Origin of the sequence: Nostoc sp. (assembly GCF_036917655.1) — a bacterium.
Lineage (GTDB): Bacteria > Cyanobacteriota > Cyanobacteriia > Cyanobacteriales > Nostocaceae > Nostoc.
In genome coordinates this window covers 1-18,741 of the sequence record NZ_JBALCY010000072.1, presented here as the reverse complement: position 1 = coordinate 18,741, position 18,741 = coordinate 1, and the positions used below count along the sequence as shown (strand labels likewise).

General features: G+C 42.8%; 19 protein-coding genes and 1 pseudogene. 1 reads left to right on the top strand and 19 read right to left on the bottom strand.

Annotated elements, in window-relative coordinates; all coding sequences use genetic code 11:
* Positions 1 to 121: 121 nt before the first annotated feature.
* Both V7K30_RS26375 and V7K30_RS26370 read right to left on the bottom strand, forming a co-directional pair.
* Entirely contained in the window at positions 122 to 1,204 is a 1,083-nt protein-coding gene (locus tag V7K30_RS26375; RefSeq protein WP_335004376.1) for an energy-coupling factor ABC transporter ATP-binding protein, read from the bottom strand.
* On the bottom strand, positions 1,201 to 1,899 hold the full coding sequence (locus tag V7K30_RS26370) for an ABC transporter permease (protein ID WP_335004375.1): 699 nt from the start codon (positions 1,897 to 1,899) through the stop codon (positions 1,201 to 1,203). Before V7K30_RS26370 ends, V7K30_RS26375 begins: the two co-directional genes overlap by 4 nt.
* On the opposite strand from V7K30_RS26370, the gene V7K30_RS26365 reads away from it, so the two are divergent.
* The gene (locus V7K30_RS26365) at positions 1,886 to 2,062 is read left to right on the top strand and encodes a hypothetical protein (protein ID WP_335004373.1); all 177 of its coding nucleotides are present in this window, start codon (positions 1,886 to 1,888) and stop codon (positions 2,060 to 2,062) included. The genes V7K30_RS26370 and V7K30_RS26365 overlap by 14 nt on opposite strands.
* On the opposite strand, the gene V7K30_RS26360 is transcribed toward V7K30_RS26365, so the two are convergent.
* From V7K30_RS26360 to nifH, 17 genes and pseudogenes are all read right to left on the bottom strand, one after another.
* On the bottom strand, positions 2,059 to 2,937 hold the full coding sequence (locus tag V7K30_RS26360; RefSeq protein ID WP_335004371.1) for a substrate-binding domain-containing protein: 879 nt from the start codon (positions 2,935 to 2,937) through the stop codon (positions 2,059 to 2,061). The genes V7K30_RS26365 and V7K30_RS26360 overlap by 4 nt on opposite strands.
* 48 nt (positions 2,938 to 2,985) lie before the next feature.
* Positions 2,986 to 3,132: a hypothetical protein gene (locus V7K30_RS26355; RefSeq protein WP_335004369.1), complete on the bottom strand. Its 147-nt coding sequence runs from the start codon at positions 3,130 to 3,132 to the stop codon at positions 2,986 to 2,988.
* 828 nt (positions 3,133 to 3,960) lie between these two features.
* Positions 3,961 to 4,563 carry a cytochrome c oxidase subunit 3 gene (locus tag V7K30_RS26350; RefSeq protein ID WP_335004367.1) on the bottom strand — a complete coding sequence of 201 codons (603 nt, stop codon included), beginning with the start codon at positions 4,561 to 4,563 and terminating at the stop codon, positions 3,961 to 3,963.
* 106 nt (positions 4,564 to 4,669) lie between these two features.
* Positions 4,670 to 6,358, bottom strand: a complete 1,689-nt coding sequence (gene ctaD, locus V7K30_RS26345) for a cytochrome c oxidase subunit I (protein WP_335004365.1) — start codon at positions 6,356 to 6,358, stop codon at positions 4,670 to 4,672.
* 14 nt (positions 6,359 to 6,372) lie between these two features.
* Positions 6,373 to 7,281, bottom strand: coding sequence for a cytochrome c oxidase subunit II (locus V7K30_RS26340; RefSeq protein WP_335004363.1), 909 nt, complete (start codon positions 7,279 to 7,281; stop codon positions 6,373 to 6,375).
* A 46-nt stretch (positions 7,282 to 7,327) separates the two neighbouring features.
* The gene (locus V7K30_RS26335) at positions 7,328 to 7,945 is read right to left on the bottom strand and encodes a DUF2231 domain-containing protein (protein ID WP_335004361.1); all 618 of its coding nucleotides are present in this window, start codon (positions 7,943 to 7,945) and stop codon (positions 7,328 to 7,330) included.
* Positions 7,942 to 8,442: a DUF2231 domain-containing protein gene (locus tag V7K30_RS26330; protein ID WP_335004427.1), complete on the bottom strand. Its 501-nt coding sequence runs from the start codon at positions 8,440 to 8,442 to the stop codon at positions 7,942 to 7,944. The genes V7K30_RS26335 and V7K30_RS26330 overlap by 4 nt, the downstream gene beginning before the upstream one ends.
* A 615-nt stretch (positions 8,443 to 9,057) precedes the next feature.
* The gene (locus tag V7K30_RS26325; protein ID WP_335004426.1) at positions 9,058 to 9,558 is read right to left on the bottom strand and encodes a phosphate-starvation-inducible PsiE family protein; all 501 of its coding nucleotides are present in this window, start codon (positions 9,556 to 9,558) and stop codon (positions 9,058 to 9,060) included.
* A gap of 160 nt (positions 9,559 to 9,718) precedes the next feature.
* On the bottom strand, positions 9,719 to 9,949 hold the full coding sequence (locus V7K30_RS26320; protein ID WP_334941305.1) for a hypothetical protein: 231 nt from the start codon (positions 9,947 to 9,949) through the stop codon (positions 9,719 to 9,721).
* Positions 9,950 to 10,382: 433 nt separating this feature from the next.
* The gene (locus V7K30_RS26315; protein ID WP_335004359.1) at positions 10,383 to 11,204 is read right to left on the bottom strand and encodes an NADPH-dependent oxidoreductase; all 822 of its coding nucleotides are present in this window, start codon (positions 11,202 to 11,204) and stop codon (positions 10,383 to 10,385) included.
* 368 nt (positions 11,205 to 11,572) lie between these two features.
* A complete protein-coding gene (locus V7K30_RS26310) occupies positions 11,573 to 12,253 on the bottom strand; it encodes a 2OG-Fe(II) oxygenase (protein WP_335004358.1) in 681 nt (226 codons plus the stop codon).
* Between the two features lie 115 nt (positions 12,254 to 12,368).
* On the bottom strand, positions 12,369 to 12,527 hold the full coding sequence (locus V7K30_RS26305; protein ID WP_335004356.1) for a hypothetical protein: 159 nt from the start codon (positions 12,525 to 12,527) through the stop codon (positions 12,369 to 12,371).
* A 234-nt stretch (positions 12,528 to 12,761) separates the two neighbouring features.
* Positions 12,762 to 12,890: pseudogene (locus V7K30_RS26300) on the bottom strand (CopG family transcriptional regulator); the annotation flags it as partial.
* Between the two features lie 215 nt (positions 12,891 to 13,105).
* Positions 13,106 to 14,224: a homocitrate synthase gene (nifV, locus tag V7K30_RS26295; protein WP_335004424.1), complete on the bottom strand. Its 1,119-nt coding sequence runs from the start codon at positions 14,222 to 14,224 to the stop codon at positions 13,106 to 13,108.
* 192 nt (positions 14,225 to 14,416) lie between these two features.
* Complete coding sequence (locus V7K30_RS26290) at positions 14,417 to 15,781, bottom strand: substrate-binding domain-containing protein (RefSeq protein WP_335004354.1); 1,365 nt, start codon at positions 15,779 to 15,781, stop codon at positions 14,417 to 14,419.
* A 334-nt stretch (positions 15,782 to 16,115) separates the two neighbouring features.
* The gene (locus V7K30_RS26285) at positions 16,116 to 16,502 is read right to left on the bottom strand and encodes a hypothetical protein (RefSeq protein ID WP_335004352.1); all 387 of its coding nucleotides are present in this window, start codon (positions 16,500 to 16,502) and stop codon (positions 16,116 to 16,118) included.
* Between the two features lie 152 nt (positions 16,503 to 16,654).
* Positions 16,655 to 17,482: a nitrogenase iron protein gene (gene nifH, locus V7K30_RS26280; RefSeq protein ID WP_335004350.1), complete on the bottom strand. Its 828-nt coding sequence runs from the start codon at positions 17,480 to 17,482 to the stop codon at positions 16,655 to 16,657.
* Between the last annotated feature and the right edge of the window lie 1,259 nt (positions 17,483 to 18,741).

Genomic DNA, 18,741 nt, shown 5'->3' with positions numbered 1-18,741 from the left:
GTCAGCAGAGATTTAGATAGCAAAACTTCATCGAAACCACCAATTACTAGCTTTGCACCGCAATAGCTGCATCCGCGCTCAGATAACGAGCCGCTATTTCTAGTCTAAAACCCTCTATTTTTTAAACAAAATGTGCATCTTTAGGATTGAATGCCAGCTTAATTCTTTCATGGGGATATAAACTGCCGAATATATGATTTCGAGGTATTCTGGCGATTAAAGTTTGTTCTCCCACCTTAACCCAAATACTACAAATCCCAATACCATTTAAAACCCGTTCTACTAGCCCTTCAATAATTACCGACCCAGGTTCATGCTGCATTAAAGAACTTGAATCGTAAACATTGAAAGTATCGCCAGATAAACAACATACAGTAATCGGCTTTGTGATTTCCCCAGGATATAAAAACTCTATCCCGTTTGCAAGTTTGATAAAACTTCCACGGCTACTCCGTTCTACCCAACACGGAATAATATTATCTATCCCTACCAGTCTGGCAAGCTGCTCGTTAGCTGGTCGGCGGATGATGGTTTCCAAGTTATCATCCTGGATAATACAACCGTCAAATAAAGCGATCGCTCTCTGGGCAAAATGTAGTATATCTGTAAAATTATGACTGACTAATATGACTGCTGAACCCCTAGCTTGGGCCCATTGTCTAATTTTTTCGATCATCTGCGGACGTATCCCCACATCTAAAGAAGCAGAAGGCTCATCCAAAAGCAGCAATTCGGAATCAGCAACTAAACCGCAGGCAATACAAACCCGCTTTGCTTCACCACCAGACAGTGAACGAGCTGAACGTTTTGCCAAGTGTTCGCAGCCAAAAGTTGCAAGTGCAGTATGTACCCTTTGCGGAATCTTGTGCGTTGGTGTTCCGCGAAACTTTAATACCTTGGCAACATTATTAAAAACAGTATCATCAAGTAGTAATGTTTCTTGAAATACCAAAGCCGAACGACGACGCAACAATGTTTTATTGGCATTGGGGACATCCTGGCCAAATAATTGCATCTCACCACGGTAAGGTTGCAAGAGATTGATTGTTCTTAACAAAGTGCTTTTACCAGCGCCATTGGGGCCAAGTACAGCGACCAGTTCTCCTGGACGGACTGCAAAATTTTCAATTGACAGGATATTTTTATGTGTTTTGCTGTCTACACTAACCTGTCGCATATTTAGGACATACTCGTTAGTACTCATAGAATTTTCCGGTCATGCTGTAGGATAGTCAGCAACACGATAACGGTGTATGTGATGATTAAGAGAATGTATGCGATCGCCATCGCAACATCGTAATTTCCTTTTCCTACCTCCGTGACGATCGCTGTTGTCAAAACTCTTGTCTGCCCCTTGATATTCCCACCCACCATCATCGATGCACCAACTTCCGAGATGACGCGACCAAAACCGGCGATGACAGCAGCCATTAACCCTAAACGTGCTTCCTTGATCAGCAACAAATTTGCTTGCCACTGTGTCGCCCCCATTGACAACAGTCGCCAGCGTAGTTTCGGATTAATACTCATAATTGCTGTAAAACTGAAGCCAGCTACAATTGGAAAAGCAATGATTGCTTGGGCGGCGATCATAGCTGTGGGTGTATAAATCAAATTAAGGTTTCCCAATGGGCCAGACCGCCACAAAAATACACTGACCACTAAGCCGATGACGACGGGTGGCAATCCCATACCAAAGTTAATCAAACTATTTAGAGTCTGCTTGCCGGCGAAATCTACTAGTGCCAACCACATTCCTAATGGTAGTCCCAGCAAAACGCTAATGGCTGTAGCTGTTCCAGATACAAACAATGTCATTGTCATCACCTGGAATACGTCACTATCGCCATTAGTTAATAGCTCAAAAGCTTTCAAAGCCCCTTCGATGATTGTATTCACAATTTATTGCCCTGACAATCTGATTGCTGCTGTCAAAGCCCAGATATCTATACTCACAGAAGTAGCAGAATATGCGGGATTAGTTGAGGTTGTCTGCCTAAATATTACATATCTGCTGCGAGATATGATGTCGAAGGTAAGGCAGATACTCAAGTTTGTTTAAAAGCCGTAATCTTTCTCCGTTTTACCCGCATCAACATAAAATAGCGGTTGTTTGAACTCTTTTTTCCCGTGGGCTGCAATTAGTCTCTGTCCTTCAGGAGATAAAACATAATTAATAAAAGCTTTAGCTCCTGCACTATTCACCCTGGAGAATTTCTGAGGATTCACCTGCATGACATGGTAAAGATTTAACAGTTTCTTGTCTCCTTCCAGCAGTATTGGCAAAGACAGGTTTTTCTTCTGAAATATATATGTTGCTCGATCCACTAAGGTATATCCCAGTTTTTGATTAGCAACTTGCAAAGTTTCCGCCATCCCTGAACCTGTTTGCTGATACCAACTGCCAGAGGGTGTGACATTTGCCTGTTTCCATAAATCTTTCTCTAGCTTATTAGTACCTGAGTCATCACCCCGCGATATAAACAATGCTTGATTTTTAGCAATCAGGGAGAATGCTTCTACAGCATTCTTTTTCCCTCGAATCTTTGCCTTGTCAGCATCTGGGCCGACAATCACAAAGTCATTGTGCATTACCAAGTGGCGATTAATCACCGCACCACCTGCCAAAACTTTGCGTTCGGCTTTAGGTGAATTGACGAATAGCGCGTCAACCTCACCTTTTTCAGCCAGAGCCAAAGCTTGTCCGGTGCCGACTGCAACCTTTTTCAGCGTATATCCTGTTTTCTTTTCAATCGCCGGAACTAAATCATCTAGCAGCCCACTGTCCTCAATGCTAGTTGTCATCGCCACAATCACATTTTTATTAGTTGGGGACTGTGCAATAGCTGGTTTTTGCTTGCTCAGGATATCACTAGCTTCAGCACTCAGAATCGCCAAAAAACACGCCAAACATGCAATGAAAATTCTCCGAATCATAGAACCTCTAGGAATATATGATTTACGCATTGACAGAGTAATAAGTTGTTACACAAAAGCACATTGAGACAGCACAAGAGCAATCGCAATTTTTTCCTCAACGTTAAAAGCTATACTTGGGGCTTGTTCGCCATATTGTAAGGTCGCGTCGTTAATCTGAATGGCATAGTTGTTTATAGTGAAATGATGATTCATGACTCTAAATATTTGTTACAACTTCCCCAGTCTTGCTGATGTCATAACCGCCGAGAATTTGTAATTGCGATCGCCATTGGCGGCTCCCTTCAGAGCATCGCATCATAATCGATTTCACGTTTATTACAAATATTCATATCCGGCTTCATAAGGCTATATCCCTATACTTGCCAGATTTTTATTTTTGCGATATGTCTAAGTAATTTCAGGCTTTTTGTTAGTTTATTACTGTTTTTTATCCCCTTGTAGCAAGGATACCATACACGCCGCCCAAATAATTGCCTAAAATAAAAAATCTTTTCCCTGTATTTTTTGAGAAAAAGTGTATTTATATATACATAACAATTTATGCTTTTGTAAAATTGATGAAAGATTTTAAGTACCCGTGCTACATATTAATCATCAGATTTTTATGGGCGATCGCAATGCAATTGATAGCCTTGAAATTAAGTGGCTGTAAGAATTCAGAATCCAGAATCCAGAACGAGTATCATCCCATGCGAGGAAAGCCATCAGCAATGATAATATTACACCAGTTCTGACCAAAGTTGTGAAAGACCAGCAAAAGACCATATCAGCTTTGCAAGAAGAGATTGAATTGCTCAAGAAGCAGATATAGAGCTATTTTGTGCATAAAAACCTCAGACCCCGAAGTGTCAACATAATTCGTAATTGATAATTCGTAATTCGTAATTGATACCCCATAGATAAATCTAGGGGCGCAGGACTTAGATGCTTACCTTGAATGTTTTTCTATAACTAAAGTTAGTTACTCTTAAATCTGAATTAATTACGAATTACGAATTACTAATTACGAATTATTTTTGGTCATTGCCAGATATAAATAAGGACAAACAAAACAATCCAGATGACATCGACAAAGTGCCAGAAAATAGAGGTGGCATTTACACCAAAATGACCTGTGTCGTAGTTACCAGGGATGAAAGAGCGACCCAAAACAATTATCTGCAACAAAATGCCAGTGAGAACGTGCAAACCGTGGAAGCCCGTTAACAAGTAGAATGTACCACCGAATGTCCCGGAGGTGAAGCCAAACTCTAGGTGGCTCCATTCAATCGCTTGTCCGACTAAAAAGTAACTTCCCATTGCGATCGTTGCCAAGAGATACAGGCGAAACCCTTTCAAGTCATGACGTTGAAGGGCTTTTTCTGCTAAGTAAATCACAAAGCTACTGGCAACTAGAATTACTGTGTTGATTGCCGGATCTTTGACTTCTAATCCTGAAACACCAGCTGGAAGCCAGTTAGAAGTCGTTGTTTTGTAGATGATATATCCGGCGAAAAAACTTAAAAAGATGACGCTTTCAGACATCAGGAACACAATGAAGCCAAACATCTTGTTGCCTTCTTCATCGTGGCTATGTTCCGCACCTGTGTGGTGCAACTCATTTGAATTGATATAACTATCCATTGGTGGAATTCTTTTTTACCTTGAGAGTTAAATTTGAAACGCACCAGGTAGCAGAAGGAAGCGCAGAGTTACGCACAGGGTTTCTGCGTCTTCCCCATACTCTGCGTTATTCTGCGCTTGTCAATGTTAAGTGACTGTTTTCGCGTAGGTTGGCTGTCAACGGTTCAGATTTGCCGTAGCCGTAGGGTTCAGAGATGATAATGGGAATTTCTTCAAAGTTTTCTACTGGGGGCGGTGAAGAAACTAACCACTCTAATCCAATTGCCCGCCAAGGATTGTCTGGTGCTTTCTCACCTTGCATCCAAGAAATCACCATGTTGAAAATGAAGGGCAAAGTTGATATTCCCAACAAAAATCCGCCGAGGCTAGCAATAATATTCCAGAATTGATACTCCGGTGCGTAGGAGGCAACTCGGCGTAACATCCCTTGTAATCCCAAAGGGTGCATGGGTAAAAAGTTGATGTTAGTGCCGATGAAAGCTAACCAGAAGTGGATTTTACCCCAGCTTTCGGAGTACATCCGCCCAGTCATTTTGGGGAACCAGTGATAGATGGCAGCAAATAAGCCCATCGTCACGGTGCCGTAAAGGACATAGTGGAAGTGACCCACCACAAAGTAGGTATTGTTAACATGGACATCCACAGGCACGGAGGAAAGCATGATACCTGTGATTCCCGCGAACACAAACATGACTAATCCACCCAAAGCAAATAGCATCGGTGTATTTAGCCGCAGCTTGCCTCCCCAAATAGTTGCCACCCAAGCAAACACCTTAATCCCCGTCGGTACAGATACACACATCGTTGTCAGCATGAAAATCAACCGCATCCAGCCTGGTGTACCACTGACGTACATATGGTGTACCCAAACAATACCACTGACGATCGCAATTAAGATGGATGAAACGGCGACTACTTTATAGCCAAACAGGGGTTTACGCGAATAAACTGGGAAAATTTCCGAGAAAATTCCGAAAATCGGCAAAATAATCACGTAAACGGCAGGGTGGGAGTAAAACCAGAAGTAATGCTGGAACATAACTGGATTACCACCTTTGGCGGGGTCGAAAAAGGCAGTACCAACCGTGAGGTCAAGTAGCAGCATAACTGCCCCTGCCGTCAATGCAGGTAGTCCGAAAAGTTGGATGATTTGGGCACTAAATACTGCCCAAACAAACAACGGCATTCTGAAGAATCCCATGCCTGGGGCCCGCATCTTGACGATAGTGGTGACAAAATTCACTGCGCCCATAATTGAGGAGACACCGGAAATTGCCACCGCCAACAGCCAGACAACTTGCCCATTAATCAAGTTACCTGTGGGATTTTGGAGACTGACTGGTGGATAAGACCACCAACCCGCTTGGGCTGGGCCACCAGGAACCAAAAAGCTACCCATCAAAAGAATTCCGACTACTGGCACCATCCAAAAGGCAACGGCGTTGAGGCGGGGAAATGCCATATCTCGCGCCCCAATCATTAAAGGCACGAGATAGTTAGCAAAACCAACTAAGGAAGGAAATGTCCACAAGAACAGCATTATAGTGCCGTGCATAGTGAACATACCGTTGTAGACGGTGCGATCGACTAAATCTGATTCGGGTGTTAGCAGTTCTCCCCGAATCACCATTGCGAAAATACCGCCGATGAGAAGGAAGAAGAATGAGGTAACGAGATACTGGATACCAATAACTTTGTGGTCGGTGCTAAAGCTGAAGTATTCCTTCCAGTTACCTGGAGATTCGTGGTTAGGCTTCTCACTAGGGAAAATGCCTTCGATTGGAATATTTGTCATCGATTTGTTTCCTTTCAACCGGGATAATTGACCAAAGGAGGTGCCGCAGGTGCAACTGTTACCCAACCAGTTTTGATTGATTTACTGGCTGCTTGGGCATACTCAGAATTTGCTTGATTATTGGCGGGAGATGGTTTTTGGGTTGCAGCTTTGGCTAACCACTGGTGGTAATCCTCTGGTGATTCGACGACTACATTCGCCTGCATAGTGGCAAAGTATGTGCCGCTATATTGGGAATCGGTAAGCCGATATTTACCCGCACGGATGGGGGTAAATTCAAAGTCGATGGTGTGGTTGGGAATAATATCTTGCTTGAGGCGGAATGCCGGAATGTAGAAGCCGTGGAGAACGTCTTGTGATTGCAGTGCCAAACGCACGCGGCGATCGCTAGGCAAATGCAACTCGCTACTGGTAATATCTTTCTCAGGATAGTGGAACACCCAAGCCCATTGTTTAGCTAGAACATCAATCTTTTCAACAGGTTCAGCTAAGTTCTCTTGTGGTGCTGCGAATGCCGATTCCATCCCCATCGGGTTATGCAAATGGACAAGTTCCGTCGGCCCTTGAATTCCCATTTGTTCATAGACTTGGTAGCTATAACCTGCAATCCAAAACACCAAGAGAATTGGGATGGCTGTCCAGACAACTTCCAGTGCCACATTACCATCAATTGGGGGGCCGTCAGTGAAGTCATCTTTGACTGCCCGATGGAAGATCACAGAATACATCAGAGTACTTGTTACTCCCAAGAAGATAAAGGCACCGAGGGTTACTAAGAAGCTAATCAAATCATCAATTAGTTGGGATTCGGCTGCTGCTTGGGGGGGAAGCCACGAGTAAGCCTGTTTACCAATCCAGAGACTCATAGCAGTCACTGCGATCGCGCCTGTAAGCGGCGTTAAAATATTTAAAATCTTCTTCATGGTCTTTGGTTATTGGGCATTGGGCATCGGGCAAATGACTAATGACTTATTTGAGTGTTGTATTGAGGTCTTGACCCGATCGCAGCAAATTATCTGCTGTATTGTGTACGCCAAATTCGGCGGCTAGTTGCGCTCCTAGTGTGCCGTGGATGAACATAATGAACATGATTCCTATGCCTGCGAACAGATAGATCCACTGCACTTCTCTATCTGTCTGTTTATATGCTTGTTTGTCCCAGATGTAGCGCTGCCATCCTCTCCAAATGGTCATGCTAAGAATCAACGCTAATAAAAAGACACCACCTACACCATGCCAAATCATGGTTTGCATTGCCTGTAATCCCCAGGCACTCTTGACATCAGTAGGTGGTGCTGCTAAAAGCATTTCGTAAAAACCTGCTGCCACCGTGAAAAAAGTGATGATGCTGGAAGCGACCATGTTGTACCAGCCAACATCAAAGAAGTTGGCACGTTTGACAGTAATCGCAAAATATTTGAAGACCCATATTTCTAAGGGAAACAGCACACCAACGATATCGAAGGTAATCCCAATGATGAACAAACCTATTGTCAGATGGACTAAGTTGGGATGAATAGGAATGTTGTAAGGTAGTCCGTTAGTACCTAGTTGTCTACTTAATTGGTCAATTAGTTCCGAGTTCATGGCAAAATAGCATTTTTTACTGCTTCAACAACTGGCACTGTGTGCAGTCCATATACCCAAACAAGTTCATCTCCGAGATATACTTGCAAGCCAACTATTAGAGTTAAAAACAGCCCCGCTACCATGTAAGGAATCGGTAATTTTTCAGGGTTGCGTGTACGAATTACATATCGCCAAGCTGTAATCGCCGTGATGATTCCTGCAAGCGACCAACCAATCAGTGTATGCAAATTCAGCACTGCTTTAACAGCATCGTAAGGTCTTGCCAAGCCAGCTTCAAACTGACCAAAGATGACGGCAACAAAGATGGCGATCGTGGCAACACACATATTCCACCAACTGACCTCAAAAAGACGAGCTTTACCAGTGAAATAACCAACTACATCGCAAGCAAAGGCAAACAACACCATTGCAATTACGAAGTGGACAACGATGGGATGGATTGTATCTGGGTAGGGTAAATTATGGTCGTTCAAAGATGTAAAATACTCAAACATTCTGTTCTCATCCATCTATTAGTTAGAAGTTAATATTTAGTAGCAATAAACTCACTCCTAACTTTTATATAGTTACAACGCTTTGACTTCTATAACGACTCAGATTGTACTGAAAATCTAATCGAAATAGCAGCAGTAATTCTCATTATGAGAATTATTTCTACAAGCAGCTTCATTTTGATAGGTAGAAGCCTTGGAATCTGATGCACCTCAGCAAATAAGCTTTGGACATTATTACGCCCAATGTCGCAGTGCCATTGAAGGTTGATAGGCAAGAAACAGGGGCTTGAGTGAAAAATACCAAAAAGGCGCTTAACGCTGCGTAGCTCATGTGAAAGCGTTTATTCTTAGCTGAACGCTTATTGGAGATGTTTAACTGAATAAACCTCACTTTTACGGTTAGGTTATGAGCTAGCGACATACAAAAACCATATCTTTAAGAAAAATTTGGCATAGCTCAAGCTCATAATTAAAATTGCTGGACTTTAAATATGCCTTATTTTTTGAAGATTTTTGTGATTTTTATTTTTCATCTCCATATATAAAGAATATCATATATCTGGCAAATTTAATTGCGATCGCTAACTAATTTTCAAACAGTATTTCTGATTAAAATTAATCAGAAACTAGAGGATTATCAGCCACTAATTGCGTTTTTTGTTTTGTTTCAGTGTGAGGAATTCTCCCCTGCTCAAAAAAGTGAGATACCCAAGGTAAAGCCACAAGAATTCCCGCTAATACTATTAAAAATACTGCGATTCCAAAAATTTGGTCACGGGGAATTTCAAGAACACCGCGTAAAATTACTTCTCTTAAAGCAGAAACCATAGTAATCTCTACTGCTGCTGCCACGGATGTCCGTTGTTGTTGTATATGATCAATTAACAGGCGGAATAACTCTACCAAAATCAAAATGAACAGGATATCAGATGTTACTTGCCGTAAATCCAAGGGATGTAAAAAGGAGAAGAACATATCTCCCAGTCGGATGAGCATCACACAGAATAAACCAAGGCAGAGAGAAATAATAATAAAGTCTTGAAAAAACTCCAGGTTACGTACAATTGTATTTCTTTCTAACCAGTTATTTAAATTTAAACTTAGCCCTTTTAGCATGGTATTTCCTAACGGTCTAGATTCATCTATTTCCATAACTTAAATAGTGCTGAGTATCTAGCGTCGATTACTCAGCACGGGCTAAACGCCCCGCTACCGCTAACGGAACTGTATTCAATCCCCATTATTTAGCTATGGGGTTCCACTCAGCCCTATTAAACTATTTTGAACCGTTAGCGTCTTGACCTACGGGTTCTGCGGTTTTCATCTTGGATGCTGCGGTTGTTAAGCTATTCGTAGCCTTGATGATCTCTTGTAAGGTTTCGTTAATCAGTTTTTCATCAGGGGGAGCTTCTAATAAGTAAGTTTCTATGAAAATCTCCACTCGATTCATAATTATTTTGCTTTGAGAGCGTAGTCTGTTGAGGTCTTTAGTAGACAAATTATTCATTGTTTGGAGCTCCTTTTTGTTTCGCGGGTTAATTCTATATTTTTGGTCAGCAATTCTCATTACAAGAGCGATTCTTACAGTTCAGCCCTTTTTTGAAAGATGAAGCTTGCTGGAATACCCATTAAATCGTTCGCATGTTGACTGCTTAAATGCCTTCAGATTCCCCAAATTCTTACAAAGGTTTCAAGCAGTAGAATTGCTATATCTGGCAAGTTAGCTGGTCAATTTTAGGACTTACGCACTGAAATTATCTTTTGAGACTGGGATGCACCCTTTGAGTCTTTAGTGAAGCGGTAACAAGTCTTTAAGCGTCAGAAGCTATGGTGCAGACTATCAGAGTTCTCTTTAGTCCCTACTGCGCGTAGCTTGCTCTCTACTAGGGGTACGGTGAATGCTTTGTCCTGTCTCTATGTTTTCTGGCTGTTCACTCCTTTTATAGCAACTTAAAACCGAAGTTGTTAAGAGTTTCACGCAAGTACTTGCACCCTTTTAAATAGTCTAACGTGGCAATCCGCTCGGCGGAGTGTTCCGACCAATCAACAGCGACATTCATCTTTTGTTGAGTGTAGAATTCTTTCATGATATCGTTGTAATGAGCGATCGCTTCATCTTGCTCTGCTAATTTATAGGTTTCCCGGTGGAATACAGCTGACTGGGGCAACCGTGGCTTAATAGCAGGTTGGCTCTCAGGATTTGGATAACCCACACACAACCCAAACACAGGGAACACAAAAGGTGGCAAATTTAGTAATGTGGCTACCTCTTGCGTGCTTTTGCGGATTGCGCCCATATATACCGTTCCCAACCCAATAGATTCAGCGGCTACAACAGCATTTTGGGCTGCTACCGAAGCATCGACTATTGCTTTAACTAACAGTTCTACATAATCCAGAGCTACATGAGGTAGTCCGCGACTGTCAGCAATATGAGCAAGACGACCTAAATCTGCTAACCAAACCAAAAATACAGGAGCCTGGTTAATCCATGCTTGGTTATTAGCCAGCTTGCATAATTCTGCTTTGCGCTCTTGATCTTCAACCGCTACCACACTCCAAGTTTGCATATTAGCTGAACTAGCAGCAGATTGAGCCGCAGCAACTATCCACTCTAGGGTTCCTGGTGGTAAGGGGTCAGATAGATAAGACCGAATTGAACGGTGAGATACCAGTGTTTCTAAAGAGTCGTTCCAGTCAATTTCGTAATTGAAGGGAACTTCACCGTAGCGCGATCGCAATAGTTCTGTAGGATTGGTCATAGTCAGCTTTTTAACGATTTCAAAGGGATTACCAACAACGACAAATAAGGAAGAACCAGAAAATCAGGAGGCTGATTTTCTAACAAAAGTAGAGAGAAAATCCTTGACCGTGCCAATTTTAGATTTTAGATAGAACTTACGCAAAATTGTCTCAAAAGCCTGATTTGTCGTAACGGTAATTCATGAATTACCGCTACTTCAGAACCGTCCCACTACGCTAACGTGGTCGGCGTTAATCCAAAATCCAAAATCCAAAATTGATTGACTAAGCTGTTGCGCCTTTAATTTGCACTAATATTTTTTCAAGATGATTGTGGGGTGGGCATCCTGCCCGCCCTGATAATGCAAGTTGTATACGTAACAGCTTACTACGCAGCTAGCTGGGTTTTTCCGAAATCTGAAGTTAGGCGACTATTCCGAAAAAAAGCAACTCGTAAAGCTAGCCGATATTCAGATGCAGGGCAAGTAAGCGGAGTTACCATATGCCAAGAGTTGTCAGAACGCGCGATCGCAACTGAGGAATCGCTCAGAGGTAGAATATCTTCAAAGGCAGATTCCGGCTGCGAGTCTTTGAGAATTCGCAAACAGCCTCCCCAGTCTACAGACCATTGTTGATTGAAAAATAGTAGATGAGTTAAAACTTTGTTCGGCTCATCTGTATGAGGGTGATGCAATTGTCCTAATTGATATCGGCGAAATCCAATATCCATTACACAGTCCTTTAGTTCCAACCCAGACATTTCGGCTAAAGCTGCGCGGTAAGAATCTGTCCACAGTCCTTCTATCAACTGTTGCCAGACTTTACTGAGGTGTCTTAAGTCATAAGTAAGTCTGCCTTGTGCCATCCGCTCTCGCCAACGATTATCGCTAGATTTGAGCATCAAGGAAATATCCTCGCTAGTAGCTAGCATCTTTCCCCAGAAGTACCCGTATCCCTCTCCCTCCGACAAACGAAACTCTTCGTGGGGAAAACTCGCAGTTAGTTCTAAGCTTGCCTCGCTTGAGAGCAAGTTTTTTATCAAAGCCCAGTTATATGGGACTTTTTGCATTGCTGTAGCACGAATAGACTGAAAATTAAGCATGGTAGAAAAAAATGCTTTACTAAAATTAACCAATCCTGACTACCCTGGACATCAAGTGGCATTGGAGTATCAACAATCTGATTTACTTCTGCTCAAGCGGCAGAAGTTTCATCACCGGAACAGTTAGAAAATCGTTCAAACCAATTTCGTAATTGAAAGGAATTTGACCGTGGCGCGATCGCTCTGTCCGCACTTCTCTACGAGACGCTGCGCGTAGCTTGCTTCCCGAAGGGTACGGCAAAGCTCAGTGACCACCGCAGGCATCGCAATAGTTTTCTAGGATTTGTCATAGTCAACTTCTGAACTTGAACGCTTTTTTACGATTTCAAAGGGATTATTAACCCCATTGCAAATTTATTTGGTTACAAAACAACTGACTTTACCGATAGCAATTCTTCATTACTGCTCAAAGTAGATCAAGATCAACCTCCCCAGAATCAAACTGTTTCCCCTGCTGTTTGAGTAATTTTGGCTGGAGACTACGCAACAAGGAGCGCAACACATCAGTTTTAGTGCGTTGAAAATTTTGACAGTACTGCTCTAGAAGTTGCCGTTCTTCTGGAGACAATTGAAAAGTGATCCATCCTTGCTCTTTTCTCGGCATAGTCATACCAACATAATTGGTAATATTCTAGCAGTTGATAAAATAATTGCGATCAATAACCTGAGATGGAATTGTTATGTCTTCTTAACCAACTTCACTTTTGATTTAAGTCTTCTCTGGTCAAATTGACCCAAAGCAAACAATCTGACGTATTTACCTTTTAATAAGTAAAAGCACAAAACCTATAACATTCAAAGGTTGTAGGTGTTGTGCGTTCACCCTTGAGGAACCAAACTCAGGAGTTCTTCAACCGTGAGACTGCGCTTAACTTTTACTGACTTATGCTTTACAGCATCTAGCACTGATTGAATTTCTGGCTGAGTGAGGGTGATTCCATGTTCTTGCAGCACACTGAATATCAGATGCCGACCGGAATGTTTGCCTACAACAAGGCGACGTTCCCACCCAACATCTTCCGGCGCAAACGGTTCATAAGTACCCGGATTTTGCAACACACCGTGAGCATGAATGCCCGATTCGTGTGCGAAGGTATTTTCACCCACGATCGCTTTCCAGGGAGGAACTGGCCAGTTGGCAGCTTTAGCAACTAAGCGTGACAGTTCCAACAGCCGTTTTGTATCAATGCCCGTTGGGACACCGTAGATGTGTTTCAGTGCCATCACGATTTCTTCCAGCGCTGCATTCCCTGCCCGTTCACCGATCCCGTTTACCGTGGTGTTAACCGATAGCGCCCCTGCTTCCAGACCAGCTAGCGAGTTCGCCATTGCCAGTCCAAAGTCATTGTGCGTGTGCATTTCTATGGGAATGAATAGATGATGCACAAGAGAGCGAACTTTGCTGTAAGTAGTCAGAGGATCGAGAATTCCTACAGTGTCACAGAAGCGAAACCGGAAAGCTCCCAACTCTTGAGCATAAAACGCCACATCTAGCAAAAAAGATTCATCGGCTCTAGAAGAATCTTCTCCACCAACAGATACAGATAAACCGCGATCGCAAGCGAAATTTATTGCGTCCCGCAAACGATCTAGCATTTTCTGCTGCTTACCCCCAAACTTGGCGGCAATCTGAATTTCCGAGACGGGAACGGAAATATGCACCCGTTCTAAACCACAATCTATCGATGCCTGAATATCAGACAAATTAGCACGGTTCCAGCCTAGTAATTTGGCGTTTAATCCCAGATTGGCAATGGTTTTGATTGACTCTGCTTCTTCTTGCCCCATTGCCGGAACGCCGATTTCCAATTCTGGAACACCAATGGCATCAAGAAAAGTGGCGATCGCAATTTTTTCTTCAACGTTAAAAGCTACACCTGCCGCTTGTTCACCATCTCTTAAGGTTGTATCGTTAATTTGAATGGGATTTTTGTTCATCGATAAGTGATGATTCATGATCGGCTAATTTGTTGGGTGATTTTGATTTGCTTGAGTAATTCGTAATTGAAGGATAGAGCAACTAACTGGAGTTTTGGAAAGTAAAACACATATTTCTTAGTGGTGGGTTAATAATCACGAATTACATTAGCGTAGCGGGACGAAGTACAGCCCATTACGAATTACGAATTATTAAATATTTGCTACAACTTCCCCAATATTGCTAATATCATAGCCACCAAGAATCTCTAATTGCGATTGGACTAGCCGATGTCCCAAGATACTGAGAAACTGCTTTACTGCTTCTTCTTCCAAGTATTCTTTAATAATCACCAAGTCATATCGCGCCCGATGAAGGGGGATAAATCCCAACCCAAAAACAGCAGCTATAGATGCCGTACTAATACCTGCATCAGCGATTCCTGAGACTACAGATAAGGCAACATCTTGATGGCTGTGAACGATACAGTCAGATCCTTTAACTTTGTGCAATGGCACTCCTTCTTCAAGGAGTTTCCGTTCTAAAAGCATCCGACTGCCAGAACCCACTTCATGGGTGACAATAGTTGCTCCAAATTCTACTAAGTCGGAAACTGTTTTAACTCCCATTGGGTTTCCTGGTGGGACTAACAAACCTTCTTCCCAAACTCCAAGGGTAATCAAAACGGCACTCTTACCTGTTAAGGCTTCCCGCACAAAGGGGATGTTATGTTCCCCAGTGTCAGCATCGTATAAGTGCATCCCTGCAATGTGAACTTCACCTTGGCACAGACTACGCAATGCAGCCGTGCTGTGGGCGAAACGATAATGAATTCGCAGTTTTGGATGCCAACGTTCAGTTGCTCTTGCCAAGAGGGAAAGCACAGGTGTACAACCAGCAATCACAACTGTATTGTGCAGTTTGTCTATATCATCCAGAAGCCTAACCTGGACTTTATTTGTACCGATCTGGTTCTGTGCTTCACCCGGCGGGAGAAGCTCCTGTGTCGCTACCTCTGACGCTAATGGCAATTTGCTTATGCTGGGGAACCCTTTCACTCTTACGGATGACAATCCTACGGACGCTCGTTCGCCCTTGGCTTCTCCCAAGGGGAGAAGACTCACTACCGCTTCTCTACAAGACGCTCCGCGGACGCTAACGCTACCGCTTGCGCTAACCTCAGTCCCTACAATGGGGTAGCTCACCGCAACTGTCTCACCATCAGCTGGAATCATTTCGATCCGAAAAGCATCGTTCCCAACGAGGGGATAAGCTATCCATTGATCCCCAACCCGCGCTAGACTAACTCGCAATTGCTGTTCCTTAGGGGCTGATCCGGTAAGAATTGCCTCAACTTCTGGTAAATCTTGCTCAAACCAGAATAAGTCCTCGACTTGGCAACCAAGCGCCTTGGCTAAACGCAGTGACATAGCAACAGAAGGAGCATATTGTCCAGATTCCACACCACCAATACTCTGACGAGTTACACCAGCTATATTAGCTAATTCTTGCTGACTCATGCCCAAGCGAGTTCTAATTGACTTTAGGTTGTTGCAAAGATTCACATCCAGTTTCATGAGGCTGTATCTCTCCGTTAGAAAAAGCCGCAGCGGACAAACTTAAATCTGTTAGGGCAATAGCAAGGTTTTCTAGTGTTTGGCGTTTTTTTTGTCAGACATATTGATGTTTTGACAATTTCGCTTATTTGCTGCAAGCATAGCATACATCTTGCTAAAATACTTGCATCTTTGGATACTATTTTAGCATTGGCGCAGTTTAACCTAGCGATCGCCTTTTGATCATTTGCTAGCCAAGTCGGTCATCACCAAGAGAAAATGCTCAAATCCCAAGGCATCAATAATTTACAAACTCTCAGCTTTCGTGTATTATCTTGCTAAAATAACGTAACCTTTAGTCCGAGTGCGGCAAGTCTTGATCTAAATACCAATTGCCTTTTCTAGTGGGCACCGCCACCCACTGGAGTTCCAACCAGAGGATGGGGTTTTTTTCCTTCAACTTGGAGGCGCGATCGCGGATAATGCGTGTAGCGTTTATGCAAACAGCGTCCAATATCCCCAAATCTTGGGCAATGCCTCGGAAAATGTCTTGGTAGGCATTGACTGAGGCAGACAGCATATTAGGATAATAGACAACAAAATGTTGTATAAGTTTTGGGGGGTAGCCCCAGTAAGAGTTTACAAGTTCGACGTGACAGTACTGGAGCAACTCACTGAGTTTGGGACAGCGCCCCTGAGCTATGGTGATAAATTTTTGGACTAAAACCTCTTCGGTCAACATAATAAGTTCTACTCCTTCAATGAGGTAGACAAATTTTCCCGGATTTCTTAGATGGTGGTAAGAAACTTACGCAGTTTTTTCTGCTTTTTCGAGTCAGAGGTTGCCAATTGCTCCAGACATCTTGTATTAGGGATGATCCCTACCGCATCGTCCTAGTCGAACAACCCAAACTTTACCAGCAGTTCCTCAAGCTGATCGTTAGACATAGATTTCGGAGCCACAAAATCTGTATTCTGGTCAATTGCCGTTGCCAGGTTGCGATAGTGCTGCGCCTGTTCAGACTCAGGAGCATACTCAATCACCGTCTTGCGGTGGAACTCTGCTTGCTGCACCATATTGTCTCTGGGTATAGAGTAGATCATTTGAGTCCCCAGTTTCTCTGCCAGAGCTTTGATCAAATCATCTTCCTCATCGACTTTGCGAGAGTTGCAAATCAATCCTCCCAGACGTATACCGCCTATGGGCGCATACTTTTGAATACTTCGGCAGATGTTGTTGACGGTATAGATTGCCATAATTTCCCCAGAAGTGATAATGTAAACTTCTTGAGCTTTACGTTCACGAATGGGCATGACAAATCCACCGCATACCACGTCACCCAGACCATCATAAAATGTATAATCAAGTCTAACTGCATCATCATAAGCACCTAATTGTTCCAGCAACCCAATTGATGTCAGAATGCCTCTACCTGCACATCCCACACCAGGTTCTGGCCCACCCGATTCCACACACAGCGTCTTCCCCCATCCTTCCTGGCGAAAGTCTTCTAAATTCACGTCATCATCTTCTTCTTTACGCAACGTGTCGAGTACAATCTTCTGGTGGAATCCCCCCAAAAGGAGCCGGGTTGAGTCTGCTTTCGAGTCACACCCTACAACCATCACCTTACGACCTATATCAGTCAGTCCAGCCACTACGTTTTGAGTTGTTGTGGATTTGCCAACTCCCCCTCTTCCATAAATAGCAATCTTCCGCATAAAAACCTCAGTAATGGCGCAGACTTATTGATTCGGCTCCAAGATTATGGTGTAATCAAGCAGAGTATTGAATCAAATTGGAGTTGTAGTTTTTGAAAGAGTTCACTGTCGAGATTGTGACAGGATCAACGTAGTCAGAGTGTGGACATCATCTGTCTATCTAGCACTATAAATATTGCAGTTAACTGCTAGAAATTAAACAGCTTCTTACAGATATGGCAGTAAATATTAACGTAAATTCGATGAACCTCTTCCTCTCAGCCTCCCTTTCCGAAACGGAAAGGGAGGAGCAACGAAAAATTAAGCTTTTTGCTCCCCTCTGTGCGTCGGAGAGGGGCTGGGGGAGAGGTCAAATAAGACTTGTCGAACTCACGTTAAATATTAGTGGGATGCGAGATACAACAAGGGTGATAAAATTAGTTGCAATCCTGTCACCAATAATTCAAAACACTTCCACAGCTACGACAGGTAAATGAGACATTTCTGCTTGATCACAGCAAGACAAGCATTATTTTTGCTGCAAGGAAGATACATAAAAAAATCAGTCCAGCCTACGCTATGGCAACGGCTTCGCCAAACGAAAAACCGATTTTTGGGCGGTTTTGCTCCATTTCGATTAACGTTATGCCGTCACCAATAACTGATGAGGCTGGTCTGATACTCACTTCAAAGGAATCTAAGGAGTTTTTATTCTGGTATTAGATTCCCTATAAATCAAGAGTATCATACATCTGGCCAAATTACTTGCGCTGATCAATTAATTTACAAACAGTATTCGTGGTTACAATTAGTCATCAGCTAGAAAGCCTCAAAGCAAACAATTGCGCTTTTCCTATTGTTTTGATTTGAGCAATTATCGCCGATTTTTCCTTTGTGAGACATCCCGAATTAGGACAGCAATTAAATCATTTCTCTCTTCAGATATAGTTAGAATAGTCTGTCTATTGGAATCATTGAAAGTCTTATATATCTAGCAGTAATGATTCGTTTTAATCTAGACAGTTCTGTCTATTTATAACTGGTTTATCTCGATTCATCCAATATTTATTTACGGGTTTGTTACCAGCTTGACTATTATTAATTAAAAAGGTTGATAGGATTTTGAAATCAAGGAACTCCAAGAAGTTTCTGACAAAAATAAAGATGTAGAAGAATCATTCTTCTTATCAGCTATTGCACAAGGAGCAATCAGCCATGCCAATGAAGTTGTTTAAGTGCGACGAATCCATTCCCGAACGGGAGAAGCACATATATATTAA